The following is a 19115-nucleotide window of genomic DNA, read 5'->3' on the forward strand; positions in this document are numbered from 1 at the left end:
GCGCGGCGGGGGCCGCGGCCGGGGCGCCGCCGGCGGGCGGGAAGCTGCGCGGGATCGGCCAGGCGCCCGGCGCCGGTCCGGCGGGGGCGGCGGGCGGTGCGGCCTCCGGCGCGGGCATCGGGGCGGGCATCGGGGCGGGGGCGGGCATGGGTGCGGGCGCCGCGGCCGGCATGTCCACCGGCGCGGGCATCGGCGCGGGGGCGGGGGCGAAGGCAGGGGCGGAGGCAGGGGCAGGGGCGGCCATCGGCACGGCCGCGGCCGGCATCCCCACCACGGGCGCGGCGAAGCCACCCGCCGTCGCCCGCCGCTCCAGCTTGTCCAGGCGGGCCTGCAGCGACAGCTCGTCGCTGTACGCGCCCGGCAGCATCACCCGGGCGCAGATCAGCTCCAGCTGCAGCCGGGGCGCCGCGTTGCCGCGCATCTCCGTCAGCCCGGTGTTGACGATGTCGGCGGCCCGGCTCAGCTCGGCCGCGCCGAAGCCGTCCGCCTGGGCCTGCATCACGGCGATCCGGTCCGCCGGGGCGTCGATCAGCCCCTTCTCCCCCGCCTCCGGAACGGTGGCGAGGATCACCAGGTCGCGCAGCCGCTCCAGCAGGTCGGTGACGAAGCGGCGCGGGTCGTGCCCGCCCTCGACCACCCGGTCGATCACCTGGAACACCGTCGCCCCGTCCTGCGCGGCGAAGGCGTCCACCACCTCGTCCAACAGCGCGGAGTCGGTGTACCCGAGCAGCGCCGTCGCCATCTGGTACGTGACGCCCTCGTCCCCGGCGCCGGCCAGCAGCTGGTCCATGACCGACATCGAGTCACGCACCGAGCCCGCGCCGGCCCGCACCACCAGCGGGAACACCGGGTCCTCGACCTGGATGCCCTCCCGCCCGCAGACCTCCGCCAGGTAGTCGCGCAGGGTGCCGGGCGGGACCAACCGGAACGGGTAGTGGTGCGTCCGGGACCGGATCGTCCCGATCACCTTCTCCGGCTCGGTGGTCGCGAAGATGAACTTGAGGTGCTCCGGCGGCTCCTCCACCACCTTCAGCAGCGCGTTGAACCCGGCCGAGGTCACCATGTGCGCCTCGTCCAGGATGAAGATCTTGTACCGGCTGTGCACCGGCGCGAAGAACGCCCGCTCGCGCAGCTCACGCGCGTCGTCCACACCACCGTGCGAGGCCGCGTCGATCTCGATCACGTCGATCGAGCCGGGCCCGCCCGTCGCCAGGTCCCGACAGGACTGGCACTCCCCGCAGGGCGTGGGCGTCGGCCCCTGCTCGCAGTTCAGGCAGCGGGCCAGGATGCGCGCGCTCGTCGTCTTGCCACAGCCGCGCGGCCCGCTGAACAGGTACGCGTGGTTGACCCTGTTGTTGCGCAGGGCCTGCTGGAGCGGAGCGGTCACGTGCTCCTGCCCGATGACCTCCGCGAAGGTCTCGGGGCGGTAGCGGCGGTACAGGGCTAGGGACACACCCCCGACGATCCACAGGCCACCCCCACCCTCCCGCCTGCGGGATAGCTGGTCGCGAGCACCCCGAAACATGTACTAAGCTCTCCCACGGAGGATTCGCCTAGAGGCCTAGGGCGCACGCTTGGAAAGCGTGTTGGGGGCAACCCCTCACGAGTTCGAATCTCGTATCCTCCGCCTTCGCCCGCCAGGGCAAACGTCGGCCCGGACCGCTCAGCGGTCCGGGCCTTCGTCGTCTCCTGGTTGCAGTTTTGGTTGCAGTTGCCGCGACTCGTCCAGCCGTCACCAGACTGGACGGCTCCAGATGCGGCTCACGAGCCTGGTGCCCGCATGCCATCTGCGAGGGCGAAGGCCTCCTCACGCGACACCATCTCGACCTTGCGGCGGAACGAACCCGTGACGACGAAGAACCGCGCCCCGTCATGATCGTCGCTCCGCGCCCGCCACTCATACAACCCTGTGCTTGGAATTCCCCATCCCCACGGCGGCCCGGAGCGCCGGAGAAACTCGCGGCTGAGTTCGTAGCGCTCGTGGGTGCCCAGGATCCGAGCGAGTGTGCCGACACTGCTGTCATCCGCGACGAATCTGGGGGTGACCTTGACGCCGGAAGCAATCTCTACTGGGTTCACCCCGCGACGGTAGCGCCGACGGAACTGTAGGGGCCAACAGATGCCATCTGCGGCGGTAGAGTCCCGCGCAGGCAGGTGCCCCTTGGGGAGTGGCACTGGAGGGGCGGAACATGTCGACACGTACGTTTGCCGGGCTCCCGATTCAGTACGGCGGTGGGCCGCAGTGCAGTGGCTTGGGAGGCTGCCAAGGCAAGCCCCTGCCGGGAGCGCCTCGCTGTCTGCACCACGCCGAGGCCGCCGAAAAGGACACCTACTTCGCAACGCTCAACCCTGGTGCCGTCGTCGACCACAGAGGCACGGTCATCGACTCCGCTGACCTCCAGCGGCTGTGTGCGGTCCTGACCGACCCCACGTCCGGGCACGCGGTGATGCACACGGCGACGTTCGCCTGGGCCCGATTCGTCGGCAAGGCCGACTTCACCGGCGTCGAGTTCTCCGGGCGTTCCGTCTTTCAAGCGGCCGTGTTCGAGGGCCCCGCGCTGTTTGGCGGCACAGTGTTCTCGGGAGACGCCGTCTTCAGCCAGGCAGAGTTCCTGGATGCCCGCCATGGCCCGGTCTTCTCCAGATCCCACTTCGAGGCGGCTGCCGACTTCCGCAGGACCACGCATCAGGGAGAAGCGAACTTCGACCAGGTCCAGTTCGCCAAAGGCGCCTTGTTCGGAGAAGCGCAGTTCGCTGCAACCGGGCGCTTCAGCCGGTGCGCCTTCGCCGGTGCCGCGGAGTTCCATGGCGCAGAGTTCAAGGAGGCGGTGTTCGCGGGCGCCGAGTTCCACGCTGCGCGTGAGCTGGGCGTCCTTGTCTGCACCGACAACCTCAACCTGGCCGAGGCTCAATTCCATGCCCCTGTTCAGATCCGGGCAGTCGCTCACAAGGTAAACGCCACCAAAACGATCTGGCACGCCCAAGCCTCCCTGGTGCTGCGTTACGCCACCATCGACCTGGCCTACGCCAACTTGGCTGCGCCATTCGCCATCAACCACGCCCCAAATGCGTGGGGCGGAACCAACACGGCAGAGGCTCGGCTCATCGCAGCCCATCCGGAGGTGACCGACCTCCCCAAGCCCACCTGCCTGCGGGGCGTTGATGCTGGCCACGTCGTCCTCACCGACTGCGACGTATCCCAGTGCCTGTTCGACGGGGCCTTCCACCTGGACCAGATCCAGCTCCGGGGCAACATCCGGTTCGCCCAGCCGCCGGCCGGACGCCGCTGGACCCGCCGCAACACCGTGATCGAGGAACACTACTGGCGTCGCCTTAAGTACACCGGCTGGAATCCTCCCACGCACCCAACACCCATTCGCGACCAGCCAGGGCCCGAGGACGTCGCCGCCCTCTACCGGCAGTTGCGCAAGAGCATGGAGGATGCCAAGGACGAATCCGGCGCCGCCGACTTCTACTACGGCGAGATGGAGATGCGCCGACACGACTCCCGCGCATCGCGGAGCGAGCGTCGGCTGCTCTCCCTCTACTGGTTGTTCTCCGGGTACGGACTCCGCGCTTCCAGGGCCTTGTACTGCCTCCTGGCCGCGATGACACTGACCCTGCTTCTCCTTCTGCTGGTCGGACTGCCGAACGACGCACCGGACCCGCAGACCACCGGCACCTTGACGGGCAACACCATCCAGGTCACGACCAAGACACCCGATCCGGTTCTGAATCTCCCCTTGCACGCACGATTCACAGGGGAGAGGAGCAAAAAGGCCGCCATAGTCGTGGTCAATTCCGTCGTGTTCAAATCCAGCGGCCAGAACCTGACCTTCGTGGGAACGGTCATCGAGATGCTCTCGCGCATCAGCGAGCCGGTGCTCCTCGGCCTGGCTGCCCTCGCTGTCCGAGGCCGTCTCAAGCGCTGACGTCTGAGCAGGTGACAGGCTATGGGCGAGATCCCAGTGACCTACCCTCGCCTATATGGCTGTCTGGACGCGTAGCCGAACCCACTCAGTGGCCCGGCTACGCGCAGCGTCACCACTCCTCTACGTCTCCGTACCTGCCCGGATTCTGGGCGCGATCGACAGCCTGCTCCAGGGCCTCGGCGAGGGCGGCTGCGACGGCGGCCTTGTCCGTACCGCGGACCTGGGCCTCGACGAGCTGCTCGGGACCGGGCCGGCGGGCCGTCCGCCAGGACACGGACCGATCGGTGTAGAGGTCCACCTCGAAGTCCCAGGCCGCAATCGACCACTGCTCGGGCACGGAAAGGTCCACCCGCTCACCACCAGGGCGGAACGCGGCGTAGGCGTGGAAGACGGTCCGCTGGTCGGCCTCGCGGTCCCGTATCGCCCCACGTCCGCCCGGGCCTTCGTTGTCCCACTTCGCCTGCTCCCAGATCTCAACCTCTGCTGAGCGGCCGGGCCGCTCCGTGTTCCACCGCTCGACGAGTGCCAGGGCGTGCTCGTGCTGCAGGAACGGAACGAGCCGCTGGCCGACGTTGGCGACGAAGACCATCGACTGGTCCGAAACGGGATCGATGCTCGGCTGTACCCCCAAGGGCCCCGCCTGGCTCCGGCCGGATCCGGCCTGTCCCGCTGCCTCGTCGTTGTCCGTCTGGACGCCCGCCGGCCAGAGCAGGCCGCCGACCTTGGCCGCAGTCTGCTGGAGCACGGGGCTGGTCATGTGCTGGTAGCGCCGCCGCATCCGGGCGGACTTTCCGGGCTCCCAGCCCATGATGGCGTCGACCACGGCGTCGGGGACGCCGAGGATCAGCAGCACGGTGGCGGCGGTGTGCCGGGCGTCGTGGAGGCGGGCGTCACGGACCTCGGCGGCCTTCAGCAGGTCCTTCCACCGGTGGTAGTCGGTGTTGGGGTTGAGCGGTTCGCCGACCTCCGAGGTGAAGACGTACCGCTTCTCGACCCACAGGTCGCGGGCGCGCAGGCGCTCGCGGTCCTGCGTCTCCTTGTGCTCGGCCAGGAGCTTCATCAGCTCCTCGGGCACGCCGATGGGCCGCTTGCCGGCCTTCGACTTGGTGGACTTGGTCTCGCGCCGAGTGTTGATCTTCGTCGGGCAGTAGCCGGGCTTACGTCCGCAGCGGTCGCCGCAGCCGTGCTTGTAGCGAGGCCGCAACCGACCGCGCCTCACCAGGATGACGCCGGCCTCGAAGTCGACGTCCTCCCACTGGAGTCCGAGGACCTCGCCCTGGCGGAGACCCAGCGCGAGGGCGATGACCCACCGGGCGGTGTTGCGGACCTTGGCCGCTTCGAGCAGGAGCCGCTGGACCTCCTCGACCGAGTACGGCTCGACCTCCGTCTCGTCCAGCACCGGAGCCTTGGCAATCGTCGCCGGGTTCTCGGTGATGGCCTTGCGGCGGACCGCCTCGTTCAGCGCCACGCGGACCGTGCGGTGGACCTGGTGAGCGGTCCCCGCCGAGCTGCCGGCCTTCTGCATCTTCGCGTAGAGGCGTTCGAGGTGCTCGGGCTCGAGCTTCTCCAGGCGGTGTGCGCCGAGGCCGGGTATGAGGTGGTGGTAGACGGCGACGCGGTAGCCGTCGATGGTGTTCTCGCCCACGGTGAGGGCCGCGATGTTCTCGACCCAGTGGGTGAGCCAGCTCTCGACGGTCCAGCGCTGGCCGGCCTTGGGCACCTTGCCCTTGTCGCGCTTAGCCTCCAGGTCGCGGACGGCCTTGGTGATCTCCGGGCGGGTCTTGCGGGTGACGTGCCGGCGGTCGGGGCTGCCGTTGTCCTTCACGCCGACCGTGACGTAGCCGTGCCACCGCCCGTCCTTGGCCTGGTAAATGGTCGAATCGCCGTTGGGCTTGCGGGACTTGGTCATGAAGTCCCCCTCAGGCCACGAGCGCGACGGTGGCACTGGCACGGTCGGCGATGTAGTCGCTGAGCGCCTGCGCGGGGATCCGGCGCAAGCGGCCGATCATCACGGACGGCACTTCGCCCGAGGACACGAGGCCGTACATCGTGGTGCGGCCGACGCCGAGGCGGCGGGCGGCTTCCTCGACCGTGAGGGCGACGAGCGTGGGGTCCGGAGCCGTGTCGCAGTTCGCGACGAGGGCGAGCAGGCTCTGCTCAGGCAGGCCAAGGGCCTCCGAGAGGCGGGCAAGGGAAAGGGCGGGCTGAGGCATGGGACTCCTCGTCGACCGCGCAGAGCAGGCACCCCGGGCGGTCTGATCGTGTGATGGGTGGTCATGGCGGCGCGATCCCTCGCCCAGGCGCGCTAACACCTGGAGCGAGACGCGGACGGGTCTGGCGGACCGTCACGCGTGCCGCGTGGTTCGGGGAGCCGGGTCAGATAGGTACTCCCAAGTGCTTACTGCTTGCTGGGCAGCCTCGCGAGATGGGTGCCTGCGCACGCCACTCAGCTCTAGATTTCCTCATCCGCAGCAGGCTGGCTGCCGGACTCGTCGGGGGTCTCCTTGGAGACGTGCCCCCAGTCGTCGTGGTGGCTGAGGTCGAGGTAGGCAAGTTCTGACGGCAGGGCCGGCGGAGTGATGCCCTTCCGGCGCATCGTCGATCTCTGGTCCTGGACGTCCTGTGAGTAGTCGCCGATGATCTCGTCGAACTGGTTGACCAGCTTGACGTTGGCCTCGCGGGTCTGCGGATCACGGGCCGTGGCGACTTTTCGGCGGAACTCCTCCGAGCTGCTGATCGTCTTCTGCAGACCGCGGAGCGTCTCGCTGTAATTGCGGATCGCACTGAACCGCAGCTCCAGGTCATTGGTCGGCTCGTGATCGAACGGCTGCTCCCCGCAGACCCACTGGAGCGCCTCGCCGGTGGAGTACATCAAGCCCGGGAGAAGCTCGACCTCCCCGACCTCCCCCAGGGGAACGAGGAAGACCACCGGGGGAACGTCGAGCACTTTGGCGAGGACCAGCACCTCGGCCACGTCGACGCTAGAACGCCGGCCGTTCTCAAGGTTGGCGATGACGTTCCGCGCGATCGGGTAGCCCAGCTTCGCGCAGGCCGCAGCGACGTCCTGCGCGCTCATCCCCCGCTCCTCGCGGAAGCGCCGGACCGCCTCGGCAACGCGGCCCGTCACGCCGGCCTGCCAGTCCTTGGGGTTCGTCATGGCAGCACGATAGCGAGACGACACAGGTGAAGTCAACATCCAGCACAGTCACCGTGTCGTAGCGACACAACATATGCCTTGACGAAGCACAGCAGGTGTGTGTTTACTCTGCGTACGTTGACGGACTCAGGCCAGCACGAGAGGCCGCGCGAGCCCGGAAACGAGGGCGGCCCCCGGTGTTAGCGCACCGAGGGCCGTGAAGGCTCCCTATGTGACCACCCATCAAGACGATCAACCGCTGTGCGGCCTGCCAGGGCCTGATGCACGGCGGGAGGGAATCCATGTCCCAGCCTACGGGCCCGGCACACGGGCCGTCGAGCTCCGGTGCGGCCAACGCCGTCTTCGACGACGACCACGCGGTGTTCCCGAAGGGGACACCGCCGAACGACCTGGATGCCGAGAGGGCGGTCGTCGGCGCCTGCATGGCGCTGGGCGCGCCCGCCATCGACGCGGCGCGCGCCATCCTCGACGCCGGCGACTTCTACCGGCCCGCTCACGAGACCATCTGGCGCGCGATCCTCGACCTCGTCTTCGAAGGGGCCCCGACAGCTGCGGTGGCCGTCGCCGACCGACTTCGAGGCGCCGGTGCGCTGGACCGCGTGGGCGGCGTGGACTACCTGGTCCGGCTCGCCGCCGAGGCGCCGCCATCGGCGAACAACGCCGACTACTACGCGGCCATCGTGCGACGCGAGTCGGAGCTGCGGAAGCTGCACGCCACGGGCATCCGGACCGTCCAGCAGGCCCTGCTGCCCGGCGCCCAGCCGGACGAGATCCGCAGCGCGCTCGATGCCGAGGTCCGCGAAGGACGCGAGCGGGCGCTGGCCTCCGGGAACAGCCGCCTCTCGCGCTTCATGGTGGACGGCTGGGACTTCGTCACCAAGACCGGGGCGGACAAGGAGCCTCTGTGGGGCACCCGCGGGGAAACCGCGTGGGCAGCCGGGGAGAGCCTGATGATCGTCGGCGCCCCCGGCGTCGGCAAGACCACCATCGCCCACCAGGTGATCTTCGCCCGGATCGGCCTGGGAGACTCGGCGCTCGGCATGCCCGTCGCCGAGAGCAAGCGCGTCCTGTACCTGGCGATGGACCGGCCCCAGCAGATCGCCCGAGCCATGGCCCGACTGGTCCGGCCCGAGCACGAGAAGCTGGTCCGCGAACGCCTCCTCATCTGGGAGGGCCCGCTGCCGACCAGCCTCGACAAGGAGCCCGGCCTCCTCGCCGAGCTGGCCACCGCACACGGCGCCGACACCATCGTCATCGACAGCCTCAAGGACGCCGTCAGCACCCTCGTCGACGACAGCCTCGCCATCGCCTACAACAGCGCCCGCAACCGGGCCCTGCGCGAGGGCATCCAGGTCCTGGAGCTGCACCACCAGCGCAAGGCCACCGCGGACGCCCCGCGCGGCCAGCGCCCCACCCTCGACCGCGTGTACGGCTCCACCTGGCTGACCTCCGGCGCGGGCAGCGTGCTGTTCATCGCAGGTGAGGCCGGCGACCCCGTCGTCAACCTCCACCACCTCAAGACCGTCACCGGTGAGATCGGCCCGCTCACCATCGTCCACGACCACGAGGCGGGCACCAGCGCCGTCGAGGAGACCATCGACATCGCAGAACTCCTGCGCGCGACACCGGACGGCGTGACCGCCAAGCAGCTGGCCACCGCCATGACGGGGGACAAGAAGCCCGACGCCGCAGCCATCGGACGGGCCCGCCGGCGGCTGAACACCCAGGTCAAGTCCGGGCTCGCCGAGGTCGAGAAGGGCTCCGCCGGTGGCATCGGCGGCGGCAAGGAGGACCGCTACTTCACCTCCGCCCGCCACATCAGCGCCAGCGCACCGCTGGCCGCTGTCGAGCAGCCCGCGATCCCGCTGACCGTCGTACCGGCCGCACGGCCCACCGGCACCGCACAGGCGTCCTCTGCGCCTCCACTGACCGATACCGAGAGCCGCCGAGTCGCGGCGGCGACGGCTGCGTCACCGGGAACAGGGCGTTTTCGCGAGCGTTCACGCCCCTCGACCACCGCGACCGTCGTACAACCCGTTGTCGCGCCGAACGCTCCCAGGAAAAACCGCAGGTAGAAGCGTTTTCGCGACCGTTTACGCCGTTGTCGCACCCGAGCGTTTTCGCGCGGACCCCCCTTTAGAAGGGGGTTCGCGTAAACGCCCCCGGCAAGCGCGCACCCACCACGACTCGACCCGCGAGGATCACCTTCCGCATGACCGCCACCAACCCACGCCGCATTCCCCGCCCGGACGCCGTCCTCGTACAGGCCGCCATCGCGGGTGCCCTGTCCTTCGCCCACCTCCACGACATCGCCGAAGCCGCCGGACAACACGGCTGGAAAGCCTGGGCCTACCCCGTCTCGGTGGACCTGCTACTCGTCGCCGCCTGGCACCGCATGCGGACCTTGCGCTCCACCGGACGCCCGGCAAGCACCGCCTGGGCCTGGTTCGCCATCGCCCTGACCGCCTCCCTCGGTGCGAACATCGCCACCGCCGGGCTCCTCGACCTCGCCCACGTGCCAGCATGGCTGCGGATCCTGGTGGCCGGATGGCCCGCCCTCGCCTTCTTCGGCGGCACCCTTCTCGCGCACGGTGCCAGCTCGACCACGGTCGTCGCCGAGCCGCAACCCGCCGAGGCCGAGCCCACGCTCCACGAAGACCTCGAGCCCACTGCTCCTCCCCCGGCGGGCGCACCAGCTCCACTCACGGAAACGGACCACGACGACCCGCTCGACGACGGACCGGACGCCGCCCCCGACGACGATGTCCAGCCTGGTGACCGGGAACCGGTGGTGGGGACCAAGCGCACCGGACGCAGGCCCGCCGCCACCATGGACGAACTGGCCGAGATCGTCCGCCCAGCCGTCGAAGAGCACGGCCCCACCCAGGCCGTGATCAAGACGGCCCTGCGCGAGGCCGGCATGCCGATCGCCAGCGACCGCCTCGGGAAGCTGACCCAGCGCTTCAAGGACGAGCAAGCCACGCGGCAAGCGGATGCGCAGGCCAGCCTCTCAGCCGCCTGAAGCCCCTGCCGCTCACCGTGGCTCGCCCGAGCACCGGCCGCTGCCGGAACGGGCGGGCCGCCCACTCTTCCGCGCTGGTGATCACTGGCAGCCCGCATGCCGTTGGCGGGGACACCGGAAGTCCCGAAGCCCGCCTTCTACACCGGATATCCGGCACCGCCAAACCGGACTCCCTGCCCGACCATCACCCCGCACCCCGCATGCACTCCGCGCCTGCACCCGCCCGCCCCGACAGGAAATCCGGAGGACTCCTTGCCCGCCCCTCAGCCCCACCGCGCTCCCGCCCGTACCGTGCCCGAGGAGGGCACCAAGGGCGGTAGGCTGATCGGCCGTCTGCTCCGCGCGTTCGGTAACTCGGCTCCTGGCGGAGCCAGTTGTACCCAGTCTCCGACACTTCGCGCGGGTCTGGGATCCTCCGCCCCAGGGGTGGCGGAGGAGGCCCGGCGCGAGGGCGCGCCAGGCCAGGAAGTCCAGGCCGAGGGCGGCCTGGACCCGGAGAAGCTCGACGCGCTGCAGCGCGACATCCTCGCGCGCGTCCGCGCCGACCAGCCGAGCACCGAGACACCCGTCGCCGTCGACGACGAAAGCGTCCGCGCCGCGCGCGCCGCGTTCCTGCACGAGAACACCGCCGCCCTCGACGTCCCGAAACTGAACACTCCCGAAGGCGCCCAACCGATGCCCCAGGGAAAGATCCGGCCGCACACCGGAACCCGCCGTACAGAGCGGGTCGGCCCGGTCGGCTTCACCGAAGCGGAACTCGTCGAGCTGAAGGACGCCGCCGTGCGCCACGGCTACAAGGACACGATCTCCGGATACCTCGGCGACATCGCGCTCGCGTTCATCCGGGGCGAGTTCACCGTCGACCTGCCCCTGCACACCGACCGCCTCGCCCTCCAGGAGTTCCGCGCGGAGGTCCTGCACCAGATCGGCCGCATCGGCAACAACATCAACCAGATGGTCCACGTGCTGCACCGCGACGACCGCGTCGAACCCGACATCGGTGAACGCCTGCAACGCCTTGAAGAGCTGCTGACCGACATCGCCCGAGCCCTGCTGATACCCACTCCCCAGACCGGCCTCGAAGAAGGAGGTGCCAGCGCGTGATCCCCTCCATCAAGGCCCCCGGCAGCAACACCCGTGGCCTGCTCGCCTACCTGTACGGGCCCGGCCGCCACGACGAGCACGTCGACCCGCATATCGTCGCCTCCTTCAGCCCGTTCGGCCTGCGCGATCCCGGCCGCGACCCGGACGCCACCCTCACCCAGCTCGCCCGGATCCTCGACGAGCCCGTGAACCTGCACAACAGCGGCTTCGGCCGGAAGGTCACCGACCACGTCTGGCACTGCCCCGTCCGCGCCGCCAAGACCGACCGCTACCTCTCCGACGCCGAATGGGGCGAGATCGCCCGCCGCATCGTCCACGCCGCCGGCATCGCCCCCGACCGTGACCCGCACGGCTGCCGCTGGATCGCCGTGCGCCACGCCGACGACCACGTCCACATCCTCGCCACCACCGTCCGTGAGGACGGCCGCCGCCCCAAACTCCACAACAGCGGCAAGCGCGCCCAGACCGAAGCCCGCGCCATCGAGAAGGAACTCGGCCTCCACCAGGTCCAGCCCGGCGACCGCACCGGCGAGCACCGACCCACCCAGGCCGAGATGCACAAGGCCGACCGCCTCGGCTGGCAGCAGACCAGCCGCCAGTGGCTGCAGGACCGCATCCGCGACGCCATCCCGCACGCCGCCAGCGTGGAGGAACTCCTCGCCTACCTCCAGGCAGACGGCGTCGAGGTCAAGCCCCGCCGCCTTCCCTCCGGCGACCTCCAGGGCTACGCGGTCGGACGCCCCGGCGACACCAACGCCAAGGGCGAACAGATCTACATCCCCGGCAGCAAGATCGCCCCCGACCTGTCCCTGCCCAAGCTCCAGGCCCGCCTCACCACCGGAACACCAGAGGAACACCCCACCGCCCGGCGCAACCGGCCCACCACCAGCTGGCAGCGCACCACCGACGCCCTCGACCACGTCCACCAGCACCTCACCGAGGACACCACCGGCGGAACGGGCGGCAAGGACAGCGGCGCGCTCGCGCAGGCGCAGATCACCGCGCTGGGCGACATCATCAACGCCACCGCCCAGACCGCCCCGCAGGAACTGCGGGCCGAACTGCGCGCCGCCACACGGGCGTTCGCCCGCGCCCAGCGCTCCCAGATCCGCGCCGACCACCAGGGCGCCGCCGATCTGCGCCGGGCTGCCCGCGACATCATCCACGCGAGCGACGGGCCAGACGGCAACGCCCTCACCGTGATGATGGCAGCCCTCGTGTGGGCGGCGATCGTCACCAGCCGCTGGCACCAGGCCCGAGGCCACGCCCAGCAGGCCCACGCCGCCCAGCAGGCCGTCCAGCACCTTCAGGCCGCCTACGACCAGGCCGCCACCGACCAGCTCACCGCCCTCACCCACCGACAGCCCACCAAGGAGATCACCAACACCCTCGCCGGCGACGTCCGCTCCGCCGTCCCCGACCACGCGAAGCGCATCCTCGCCGACCCCAACTGGCCCGCCCTGGCCACCGTCCTCGCCGACGCCAAGGCCCTCGGCCACCAGCCCCGACAGCTCCTCCAGGAGGCCGCCGCCCGCCGCGAACTCACCACCGCCCGCCTGCCCGCCAAGGTCCTCCTCGGCCGCATCCAGCACACCAGCCGCAACCCCAACCACAACTCTGCCGCCGAAGCCGCTCGCGTCCGAGCAGCCACCGCCCGAACTACCGCGCATGCCGCCCCCACCGACCCGGTCACCCCGATCCCACGGGCCGCTGCACCTGCGGCCAGCTCTCAGCACCGCACCCGCTGAACCCTCTCGGCCAGGGCCCCAGGCGCCCAGTCGCCCCCTCCCGCCCCCAAACCACACGAACCCTCATGCGCACAGATGTCGGTTCGATGTCTTCTCCGGCGGTCGGGAACCATCCCGGCCGCCGTGCGTCTTGTGTGCTTGCCAACCGACACCCGACACCGAAGGGCACCACTTGGCCAACCCCGGCACCGACCACGACGGCCATCACAGAGCCGCCATCCGCGCCGTCCCCTACCCCGGCGAACTCGACGCCCGCGGCATCCCCATCACCTGCCCCAACTGCGGTGCCCGCCGGGACTGGCTCCTCCTCAACGTCCGTCACCAGGTCTTCGTCCGCTGTCGCTGCGCGGCCGAGTGGCACGAGCCCGACCTAACCCGCGCCTACTTCGACCTGCACTTCGCCGCTCCCGAACACGAGTGGGATAACTACGACACCGCCATGCGGGCACTCGCCTTCGACGGCCTCCTGGCCGGAGCGACCTGGAACCTGGAATGAGCAACGCTGTGTGCCGACACACCGGAGCGGTGTGTCGGCACACAGCATGACAACCACAGCTCAACGAGGACCGTAGAAGCGTAGGTTCGAGACAGGGCCGAGTTCGGTCCGTCCAGGCCGAAGGAAGTGATCACATGACCAGTGGCCCGGAAGAAGCCCCTCTCTTCTGGAGCGTGGAGGGACGAAAGGTGGAAGTCGTCCGCTGCCACCTCGGCCACCTGGCCCTGCGGGAGACCTTCGAGAATGTCGGCGGCTGCCCCTACTGCATGCACACTCCAGGTGAGCGTCTGGCTGCGGTGCGGGCGCTCAAAGCCGCAGAGCGTAAGAGCCGAACGTGCAGGGAGCAGGACCACCGCAGACTCGCCGAGTAGTGGATCTCAGGCAGCCTGCCCTCCGAAGCACCACCCACGACCAAGGCGGAACTACCGTCGAGACAACTGCCAGTCGTAACGGCGATGCCGCCCCACCCGCCGCGCGCCCGACTCAGGTTCTGGGGCACGCGACGCTGGCAACACCGGACGGGACGGCTCGTCCTTGAGGAGGATCGAGTGCCAGACTCGTTCCTGGAGCTCGCGGATGTACGGCTCGCAGGCGTACATGTCCGCCTGGGCGCCGGCGACGCTGGCCGGGCCGATCCACAGGACCCGCGTCCACTGCTGCCCGCAGTAGAGCCAGCAGAACCCGTCGACCCACTGGTTGCCGTCGTCGGTGGTGGGCGGGGCGGGTACGCCACCCCGCGCGAACTCGGCGATGCCGGGGATCACCATGTGCGGAACGGCCAGCTCGGTCACCGCGGGTTCACCTCCCCGGTACGGTCTCGCCGCCAGGCGGGGCAGCCGATCGGTCGAGCGCGCTCGTCGTGTCGAGCCCGTCGATCGGCGCCCACTCGTGTTCCAGGATCGAGTAGGTGATCGAGTCGCGCCAGGCGCCGCGGACGAAGACGTGGTCGCGGATCCGCCCGTCCTCGGTCATCCCGGCTCGCAGCAGGGTGCGCGCCGATGCCTTGTTGAGGGGTGACCGGGCGGCCCAGATGCGGTGCAGGCCGAGGACGTTGAAGCCGAGAGCGCACAGAAGGTGGACGGTTTCCGTGCCGAGACCCTTGCCCCACTCGGCCTGATGGAGGGCGAAGCCGATGGTGGCGGCCTCCTGCGGCTCGGTGGCCAGGCGGGCGTACCCGATCAGCCGGTGCTCGCCGAGGCGGGTGATGGCCAGGCAGTACTCGGTCCTGGGGCTGGCGTTCGCGGCGGCGATGGAGCGGTCCGTGATCGCCTGGACCTGCTCGCGGGTGCGGGGTTCGAAGCTGAGGTGCCGGGTGGCCTCGGGGTCGCCGTAGACGGCCAGGAGGTCGTCCGTGTCCTCAGGTTCGACTTCGCGCATCGCCAGGCGGGGGCCGGCCAGGTGAACTGGGGTCATGGCTGCGGAGCCTACCTGCGCGTTCACCGGATGAGGACGGACGTCGGGCTGGCGGTGAACGCCTCGATCTCCTCGCGCAGGTCGGCCGCCACGCCGGTGGCCCGTCGACCGCCGGAGGGCAGCGCGGCGTGGACGCGCTGGGCACTGCTGGTGATGCCGAAGTTCCGCTGTTCGACGGGGAGGTCGAGCACGGGGCGGACGGCCTCGGCGACGCCCTCGATCTCGCCGCGGGCGAGGCGAGCGAGCGCGAGGTCGGTCTGGGCACCGGCCTCGTCGCCGAAGGCCCACTCCTCCTCGGAGGCGGTGCGGTAGGCGGCGACGGCGGCCTCGGACTGGCTCTCGCCGAGGGCTGCATCTTCGCCGAGGTGCACGGTGGCCTCGGCTACGTAGTAGAGCTGGCGGGGCTCCGGGAAGGTCATGATGCCGCCGAAGCCGTCCAGGTCGTCGGGCTGGACGGCGGCGCGCGTGTCCTCGGCGCGCTGGATGGCGGCGCGGGTGGCCTCCCCGTCACCGAGGAGCGCGTGTGCGCGGGCGGAGAGACAGGCCAGCCACACGCTGGTGGTGCCCCGGACGCTGCCGGCGGCAGCCTGCCCGAGGTCGGCATAGTCGGCGGCCTCAGCCGGGCGGCCAGCCCAGTAGGAGATGAGCGACTGGAGCGAGCGGACCCAAGCGCGCATGGCGTGGTGGTCCGCGTTGTCGGCGCAGACGAAGGCGGTGCGGGCCTGCATCATCGCGGCGCTCGGGTTGCCCAGGTCGTGGCTGGCCTTGGCGAGCATGCCGGAGGTGATCCCGGCGAGCAGGTACAGCTCGCGGGCCTGCAAGGGCTTGACCCGGCCGTGCTCCAGCAGCCGGAAGGTGAGGTCCTGTACCTCGACCAGGTCGCCGAGCAGGGTCGGCAGCGCCAGCTTCGGGTAGGCGACAGTCAACCGCCGTACCTCGTCGTGGATCTGTCCCAGGGTCTCCGGGCCGATGCTGCTGCCCTCCGCCATCGCGGTGAACCGAAGTGCACGACGAGCCGCCATTGCGACCTGCCTTTCCAATTCCGTGGTGCCCGCGTCGAAGCGGGTCTCGCTGTTGGACGGACCACCAGCAGGCAGTACCGCTGCCTGCTCGGAGGGGAGGAGGACAGGGACCGGCCTTGGCGGCGGGACGACGAACGAGGCGGCGGTTGCAGGCGCAGGCAGCGAAGCGGCCGGTGCGGGCGCGAGGAGCTGCACGACGCTGAAGCCGAACATGGCCTCCAGCACTCGGCACTGGTCCGGGTAGGGGCGGGTCTTCACCGCGCCGCCGTACCAGCGCTCGAACTGCCGCTTGGAGACCGACAAGCCCCGGAGCCGGGGGTCGTTCTCCTGCTCGGCGGCCGAGTTCGCGGTCGCCTCGAACCGGAGGCGGAAGGTCTCGTAGACCTGCCAGTGCCGCTGCAGCGTCAAGACCCTTAAGAGTGTGGGAGTTTCGACCACTGCGGATCCTCTCCGTCCCCGTTCGTCTGCTCTGACGATAGCCATGGTCAGGCGGCAGGAAACACGTTCGAGGGCCGTACGGGCCAGATGACGGCAGCCATGACGGCGGTCATGACGCACAACGCCATCTGCCGCGCAAACCGGCTCCGGCGACGGCGACGCCATGACGGCGGCGATGTCGTATCCATGCCCAACCCCCCGCCGCCATGCTGAACAGCCTTCGCAATCCGCGCACAACCGACAGCGAAGCGTGAGATCGAGGTGGGAGGGATCCGATGGACAACGCCACGACCGAACACACCGCCGAAGCGCGGTCCCTGGCGGATGCCGAGACGAACGCGGCTGCCGAAGAAGGCCGCGTCACCCGCACCGAGCATCGCCCGGGTCTGACCGTCCGCACTTTCAGGGTCGCCCAGGACGGCACCCGCTACGACGACTCCGGCGTGACCAACGCCTACCCGGGCCCCGACGAGTACGTCGCCCGGATCGAGGTCTGGCCCGCCTGCGCCTGCCCGCAGCATCGCGCCGGCTGATCCGCGCGAGTCGCACCCACCAACACGGGGGGCGCAACAACGCCCCAACCCTTTTCCACTCGCTCGCCCGAGAGGAGAACCAGCCATGCACCGGCTGACCGACGCGCCCGCGCTGCACACCGAACTGGAGCGCATCGACTACCGCACCACCCCCGCGTACTACTTCGACACCGAGCAGATCACCGACCCGGTGGTGCTGCACCTGCTGAGCCGCTGCCCGACCGTGTTCGGCCTCAAGAAGGCCATCACCGACCTGCTGGCCGGCAACCTGGACATCCCGCTGCCAGAGGCCACCGGGGCCATCGAGCCCGGCGCCACCGTTCGGGGCCACGTGATCGTGGCGCCCGGGGCCGTCATCGCCGAAGGCGCGTTCGTCACCGGCCCGGTGCTGGTCTGCCCCGGCGCGGTGATCGAGGCCGGCGCCCGGGTGCGCGACAACACCGTCGTCGGTCCCGGCTGCCAGATCGGCTTCGGCGCCGAGGTCACCCGCTCCTTGCTGACCGGTGGCGTCTTCATGAAGCACACCAGCTTCGTCGGGGACTCCGTGCTCGGCCTCGGCGTCAACATCGGCGCGTTCGTGTCCACCACCGGCCTGCGGGTCACCTCCGGGCCGGTCACCGAACCGGCCACCGAAGAGGTCTGCGCCCACCTCGACGGCCGCCGCATCGCTACCGGCCAGACGAAGTTCGGCGCGGTGATCGGCGACGGCGTGATCGTTCCCGCCGGCACCGTGCTCCAGCCCGCCACCCTGATCGGCGCGCACACCCTGCTCTACCCGAAGACCCAGGTCGGGGGTTTCTTCCCGGCCGGAAGCCAGGGAAGGTGACCATGCCCACCACCGACACCACCACGACGGCCGACCAGCGGGCCGTACGGATCACCGGAGGCCGCCGCCTGGCCGGCACCGCCGCCGTCCAGGGCAGCAAGAACATCGCCCTGCACCTGTACGCCGCCGCGATCCTCGCCGACGACCCGCTCGCCCTGGCCGGTGCGCCCGAGATCCTGGACACCCTGGTCGTCGCCGACATCCTGCACCGCACCGGCACCCGCGCCACCGTGACCGGCGACGAGTTCGCCACCCGACCGGCCGACTCCTACTTCCCGGTCATCCCGGACGACCTCGGACGGCGCATCCGCACCACCGCAGTGATGGGCGGAGCTCTGCTGGCCCGCGCCGGCAAGGTCACCTTCCCCACCCCCGGCGGGGACGCCTTCTGCGCCCGCTACATCGACCGGCACCTGGCCGCGATGGAGGCAGCAGGGGCCGAGGTCGAGGTGTACCGGGGCCGGGTGCGGGCCCGTTTCACCGGCAAGCGGCTGCCGTTCATCACCGACGCCGAGACCCGCTCGTGGGGGCCGAGCCTGGGTGCGACGGTCACCGCGATGCTGCTGGCCGCCCGCACCCCGGGCACCTCCGCGATCCTCAACCCCAGTGTGGAGCCCGAGGTCACCCACACCGCCGCCCTGCTCTCGCAGGCCGGCGTCGGCATCGAGTGGCGGGGCAGGACGGCCCTGAACGTCACTGGCACCGACCGCATCCGGGGCGGGGTGTTCACCGTTCCGCCGGACCGGCTGGAGGCCGCCACCCTCGCGCTGGCCGCCGCCATCACCGGCGGCACCGTCCACCTGGACGCCTTTCCGCTGGCCGCGTTCCCGGACGGGCTGGTGTCGGTGTTCGCCGACGCCGGAATCCAGCTCGACCCGCTGGACGGCGGCACGGCCGTCAGCCTCCCGGCCGGGCCTCGGCCGGTGCAGATGGCCACCGGCCCGCACCCGGGGTTCCCGACCGACGTGCAGCCGCAGCTGACCGCCTTCCTCACCCAGGCCGAGGGCACCTCCCGCATCGACGAGCGGATCTACACCCAGCGCGACACCCACCTGTCGGCCTTGGCCGCGTTCGGCGCCGCCGTCAATGCGACCGGCTCGGTCATCACCGTCCGGGGCCGGTCCGCCCTCACCGGCGCCGGCGTGGCCGGGGAGGACATCCGGGCGGTGACCGCTCTCGTGATCGCCGCCCTCGCCGCCGAGGGCACCTCTACGATCCGAGGGATGTATCACCTGCGGCGCGGATACGGCAGCCTGCTGCCGAAGTTGGCCGCGCTCGGTGCCGACCTGACGATCGACCAGGAGTAGCCGTGACCAACACCGTGTCGTGGAAGCCGAACGCGCTCGCCGACCTGCGCGAGTGCCTGGACCTGATGACCGCTGACGGCACCGTGCCCGGCGGAGTCATCGCCCACGGCACCTTCG

17 protein-coding genes and 1 tRNA gene are annotated in these 19115 nt (G+C 70.4%); 10 read left to right on the forward strand and 8 right to left on the reverse strand.

Going from position 1 to position 19115, the window contains the following annotated elements; translation table 11 throughout:
* The coding region (locus VM95_RS34235) for a DNA polymerase III subunit gamma and tau (RefSeq protein WP_045704444.1) at positions 1–1453 on the reverse strand (1453 nt) is incomplete at its 3' end.
* An 89-nt stretch (positions 1454–1542) separates the two neighbouring features.
* On the opposite strand from VM95_RS34235, the gene VM95_RS34240 reads away from it, so the two are divergent.
* A tRNA-Ser gene (locus VM95_RS34240) sits at positions 1543–1627 on the forward strand.
* 134 nt (positions 1628–1761) lie between these two features.
* On the opposite strand, the gene VM95_RS42955 is transcribed toward VM95_RS34240, so the two are convergent.
* Complete coding sequence (locus VM95_RS42955; protein WP_157882273.1) at positions 1762–2079, reverse strand: hypothetical protein; 318 nt, start codon at positions 2077–2079, stop codon at positions 1762–1764.
* 110 nt (positions 2080–2189) lie between these two features.
* Between VM95_RS42955 and VM95_RS34245 the strand changes: the two genes are divergently transcribed.
* Entirely contained in the window at positions 2190–3932 is a 1743-nt protein-coding gene (locus tag VM95_RS34245; protein WP_052707748.1) for a pentapeptide repeat-containing protein, read from the forward strand.
* Between the two features lie 109 nt (positions 3933–4041).
* Here VM95_RS34245 and VM95_RS34250 read toward each other — a convergent pair whose 3' ends face one another.
* The 3 genes from VM95_RS34250 to VM95_RS34260 all read right to left on the reverse strand — a co-directional run bounded on the left by VM95_RS34250 (position 4042) and on the right by VM95_RS34260 (position 7089).
* A complete protein-coding gene (locus VM95_RS34250; protein ID WP_045704423.1) occupies positions 4042–5841 on the reverse strand; it encodes a tyrosine-type recombinase/integrase in 1800 nt (599 codons plus the stop codon).
* 10 nt (positions 5842–5851) lie between these two features.
* The gene (locus VM95_RS34255) at positions 5852–6145 is read right to left on the reverse strand and encodes a helix-turn-helix domain-containing protein (RefSeq protein ID WP_045704425.1); all 294 of its coding nucleotides are present in this window, start codon (positions 6143–6145) and stop codon (positions 5852–5854) included.
* A gap of 239 nt (positions 6146–6384) precedes the next feature.
* On the reverse strand, positions 6385–7089 hold the full coding sequence (locus VM95_RS34260; RefSeq protein ID WP_045704428.1) for a helix-turn-helix domain-containing protein: 705 nt from the start codon (positions 7087–7089) through the stop codon (positions 6385–6387).
* Between the two features lie 281 nt (positions 7090–7370).
* On the opposite strand from VM95_RS34260, the gene VM95_RS34265 reads away from it, so the two are divergent.
* From VM95_RS34265 to VM95_RS34285, 5 genes are all read left to right on the forward strand, one after another.
* Complete coding sequence (locus tag VM95_RS34265; RefSeq protein ID WP_063773604.1) at positions 7371–9164, forward strand: DnaB-like helicase N-terminal domain-containing protein; 1794 nt, start codon at positions 7371–7373, stop codon at positions 9162–9164.
* 137 nt (positions 9165–9301) lie between these two features.
* On the forward strand, positions 9302–10111 hold the full coding sequence (locus VM95_RS44885) for a DUF2637 domain-containing protein (RefSeq protein ID WP_244179059.1): 810 nt from the start codon (positions 9302–9304) through the stop codon (positions 10109–10111).
* Positions 10112–10537: 426 nt separating this feature from the next.
* Positions 10538–11215, forward strand: coding sequence for a MobC family plasmid mobilization relaxosome protein (locus tag VM95_RS34275; protein ID WP_045704431.1), 678 nt, complete (start codon positions 10538–10540; stop codon positions 11213–11215).
* Positions 11212–12963 (forward strand): relaxase family protein, encoded by a 1752-nt coding sequence (locus VM95_RS34280; protein ID WP_045704433.1) that lies wholly within the window; start codon positions 11212–11214, stop codon positions 12961–12963. The genes VM95_RS34275 and VM95_RS34280 overlap by 4 nt, the downstream gene beginning before the upstream one ends.
* A gap of 172 nt (positions 12964–13135) precedes the next feature.
* Positions 13136–13459, forward strand: a complete 324-nt coding sequence (locus tag VM95_RS34285) for a hypothetical protein (RefSeq protein ID WP_045704435.1) — start codon at positions 13136–13138, stop codon at positions 13457–13459.
* A gap of 422 nt (positions 13460–13881) precedes the next feature.
* On the opposite strand, the gene VM95_RS34295 is transcribed toward VM95_RS34285, so the two are convergent.
* Genes VM95_RS34295 through VM95_RS34305 form a run of 3 tightly spaced genes read right to left on the reverse strand, consistent with a single transcriptional unit; the run spans position 13882 to position 16302 of the window.
* A complete protein-coding gene (locus VM95_RS34295; protein WP_244179060.1) occupies positions 13882–14250 on the reverse strand; it encodes a hypothetical protein in 369 nt (122 codons plus the stop codon).
* Positions 14251–14257: 7 nt separating this feature from the next.
* Entirely contained in the window at positions 14258–14872 is a 615-nt protein-coding gene (locus VM95_RS34300; protein WP_078860986.1) for a GNAT family N-acetyltransferase, read from the reverse strand.
* A gap of 23 nt (positions 14873–14895) precedes the next feature.
* Positions 14896–16302: an NsdA family TPR-like regulatory protein gene (locus VM95_RS34305; RefSeq protein WP_208615576.1), complete on the reverse strand. Its 1407-nt coding sequence runs from the start codon at positions 16300–16302 to the stop codon at positions 14896–14898.
* A gap of 305 nt (positions 16303–16607) precedes the next feature.
* Between VM95_RS34305 and VM95_RS34310 the strand changes: the two genes are divergently transcribed.
* The 3 genes from VM95_RS34310 to VM95_RS34320 all read left to right on the forward strand — a co-directional run bounded on the left by VM95_RS34310 (position 16608) and on the right by VM95_RS34320 (position 18998).
* On the forward strand, positions 16608–16865 hold the full coding sequence (locus VM95_RS34310; protein ID WP_045704440.1) for a hypothetical protein: 258 nt from the start codon (positions 16608–16610) through the stop codon (positions 16863–16865).
* A gap of 85 nt (positions 16866–16950) precedes the next feature.
* The gene (locus tag VM95_RS39400; RefSeq protein ID WP_052707749.1) at positions 16951–17691 is read left to right on the forward strand and encodes an LbetaH domain-containing protein; all 741 of its coding nucleotides are present in this window, start codon (positions 16951–16953) and stop codon (positions 17689–17691) included.
* 2 nt (positions 17692–17693) lie between these two features.
* Positions 17694–18998: a UDP-N-acetylglucosamine 1-carboxyvinyltransferase gene (locus tag VM95_RS34320; RefSeq protein ID WP_045704442.1), complete on the forward strand. Its 1305-nt coding sequence runs from the start codon at positions 17694–17696 to the stop codon at positions 18996–18998.
* Positions 18999–19115 lie beyond the last annotated feature (117 nt).

It is taken from the genome of Streptomyces rubellomurinus, from assembly GCF_000961885.1.
Taxonomy (GTDB): domain Bacteria; phylum Actinomycetota; class Actinomycetes; order Streptomycetales; family Streptomycetaceae; genus Kitasatospora; species Kitasatospora rubellomurina.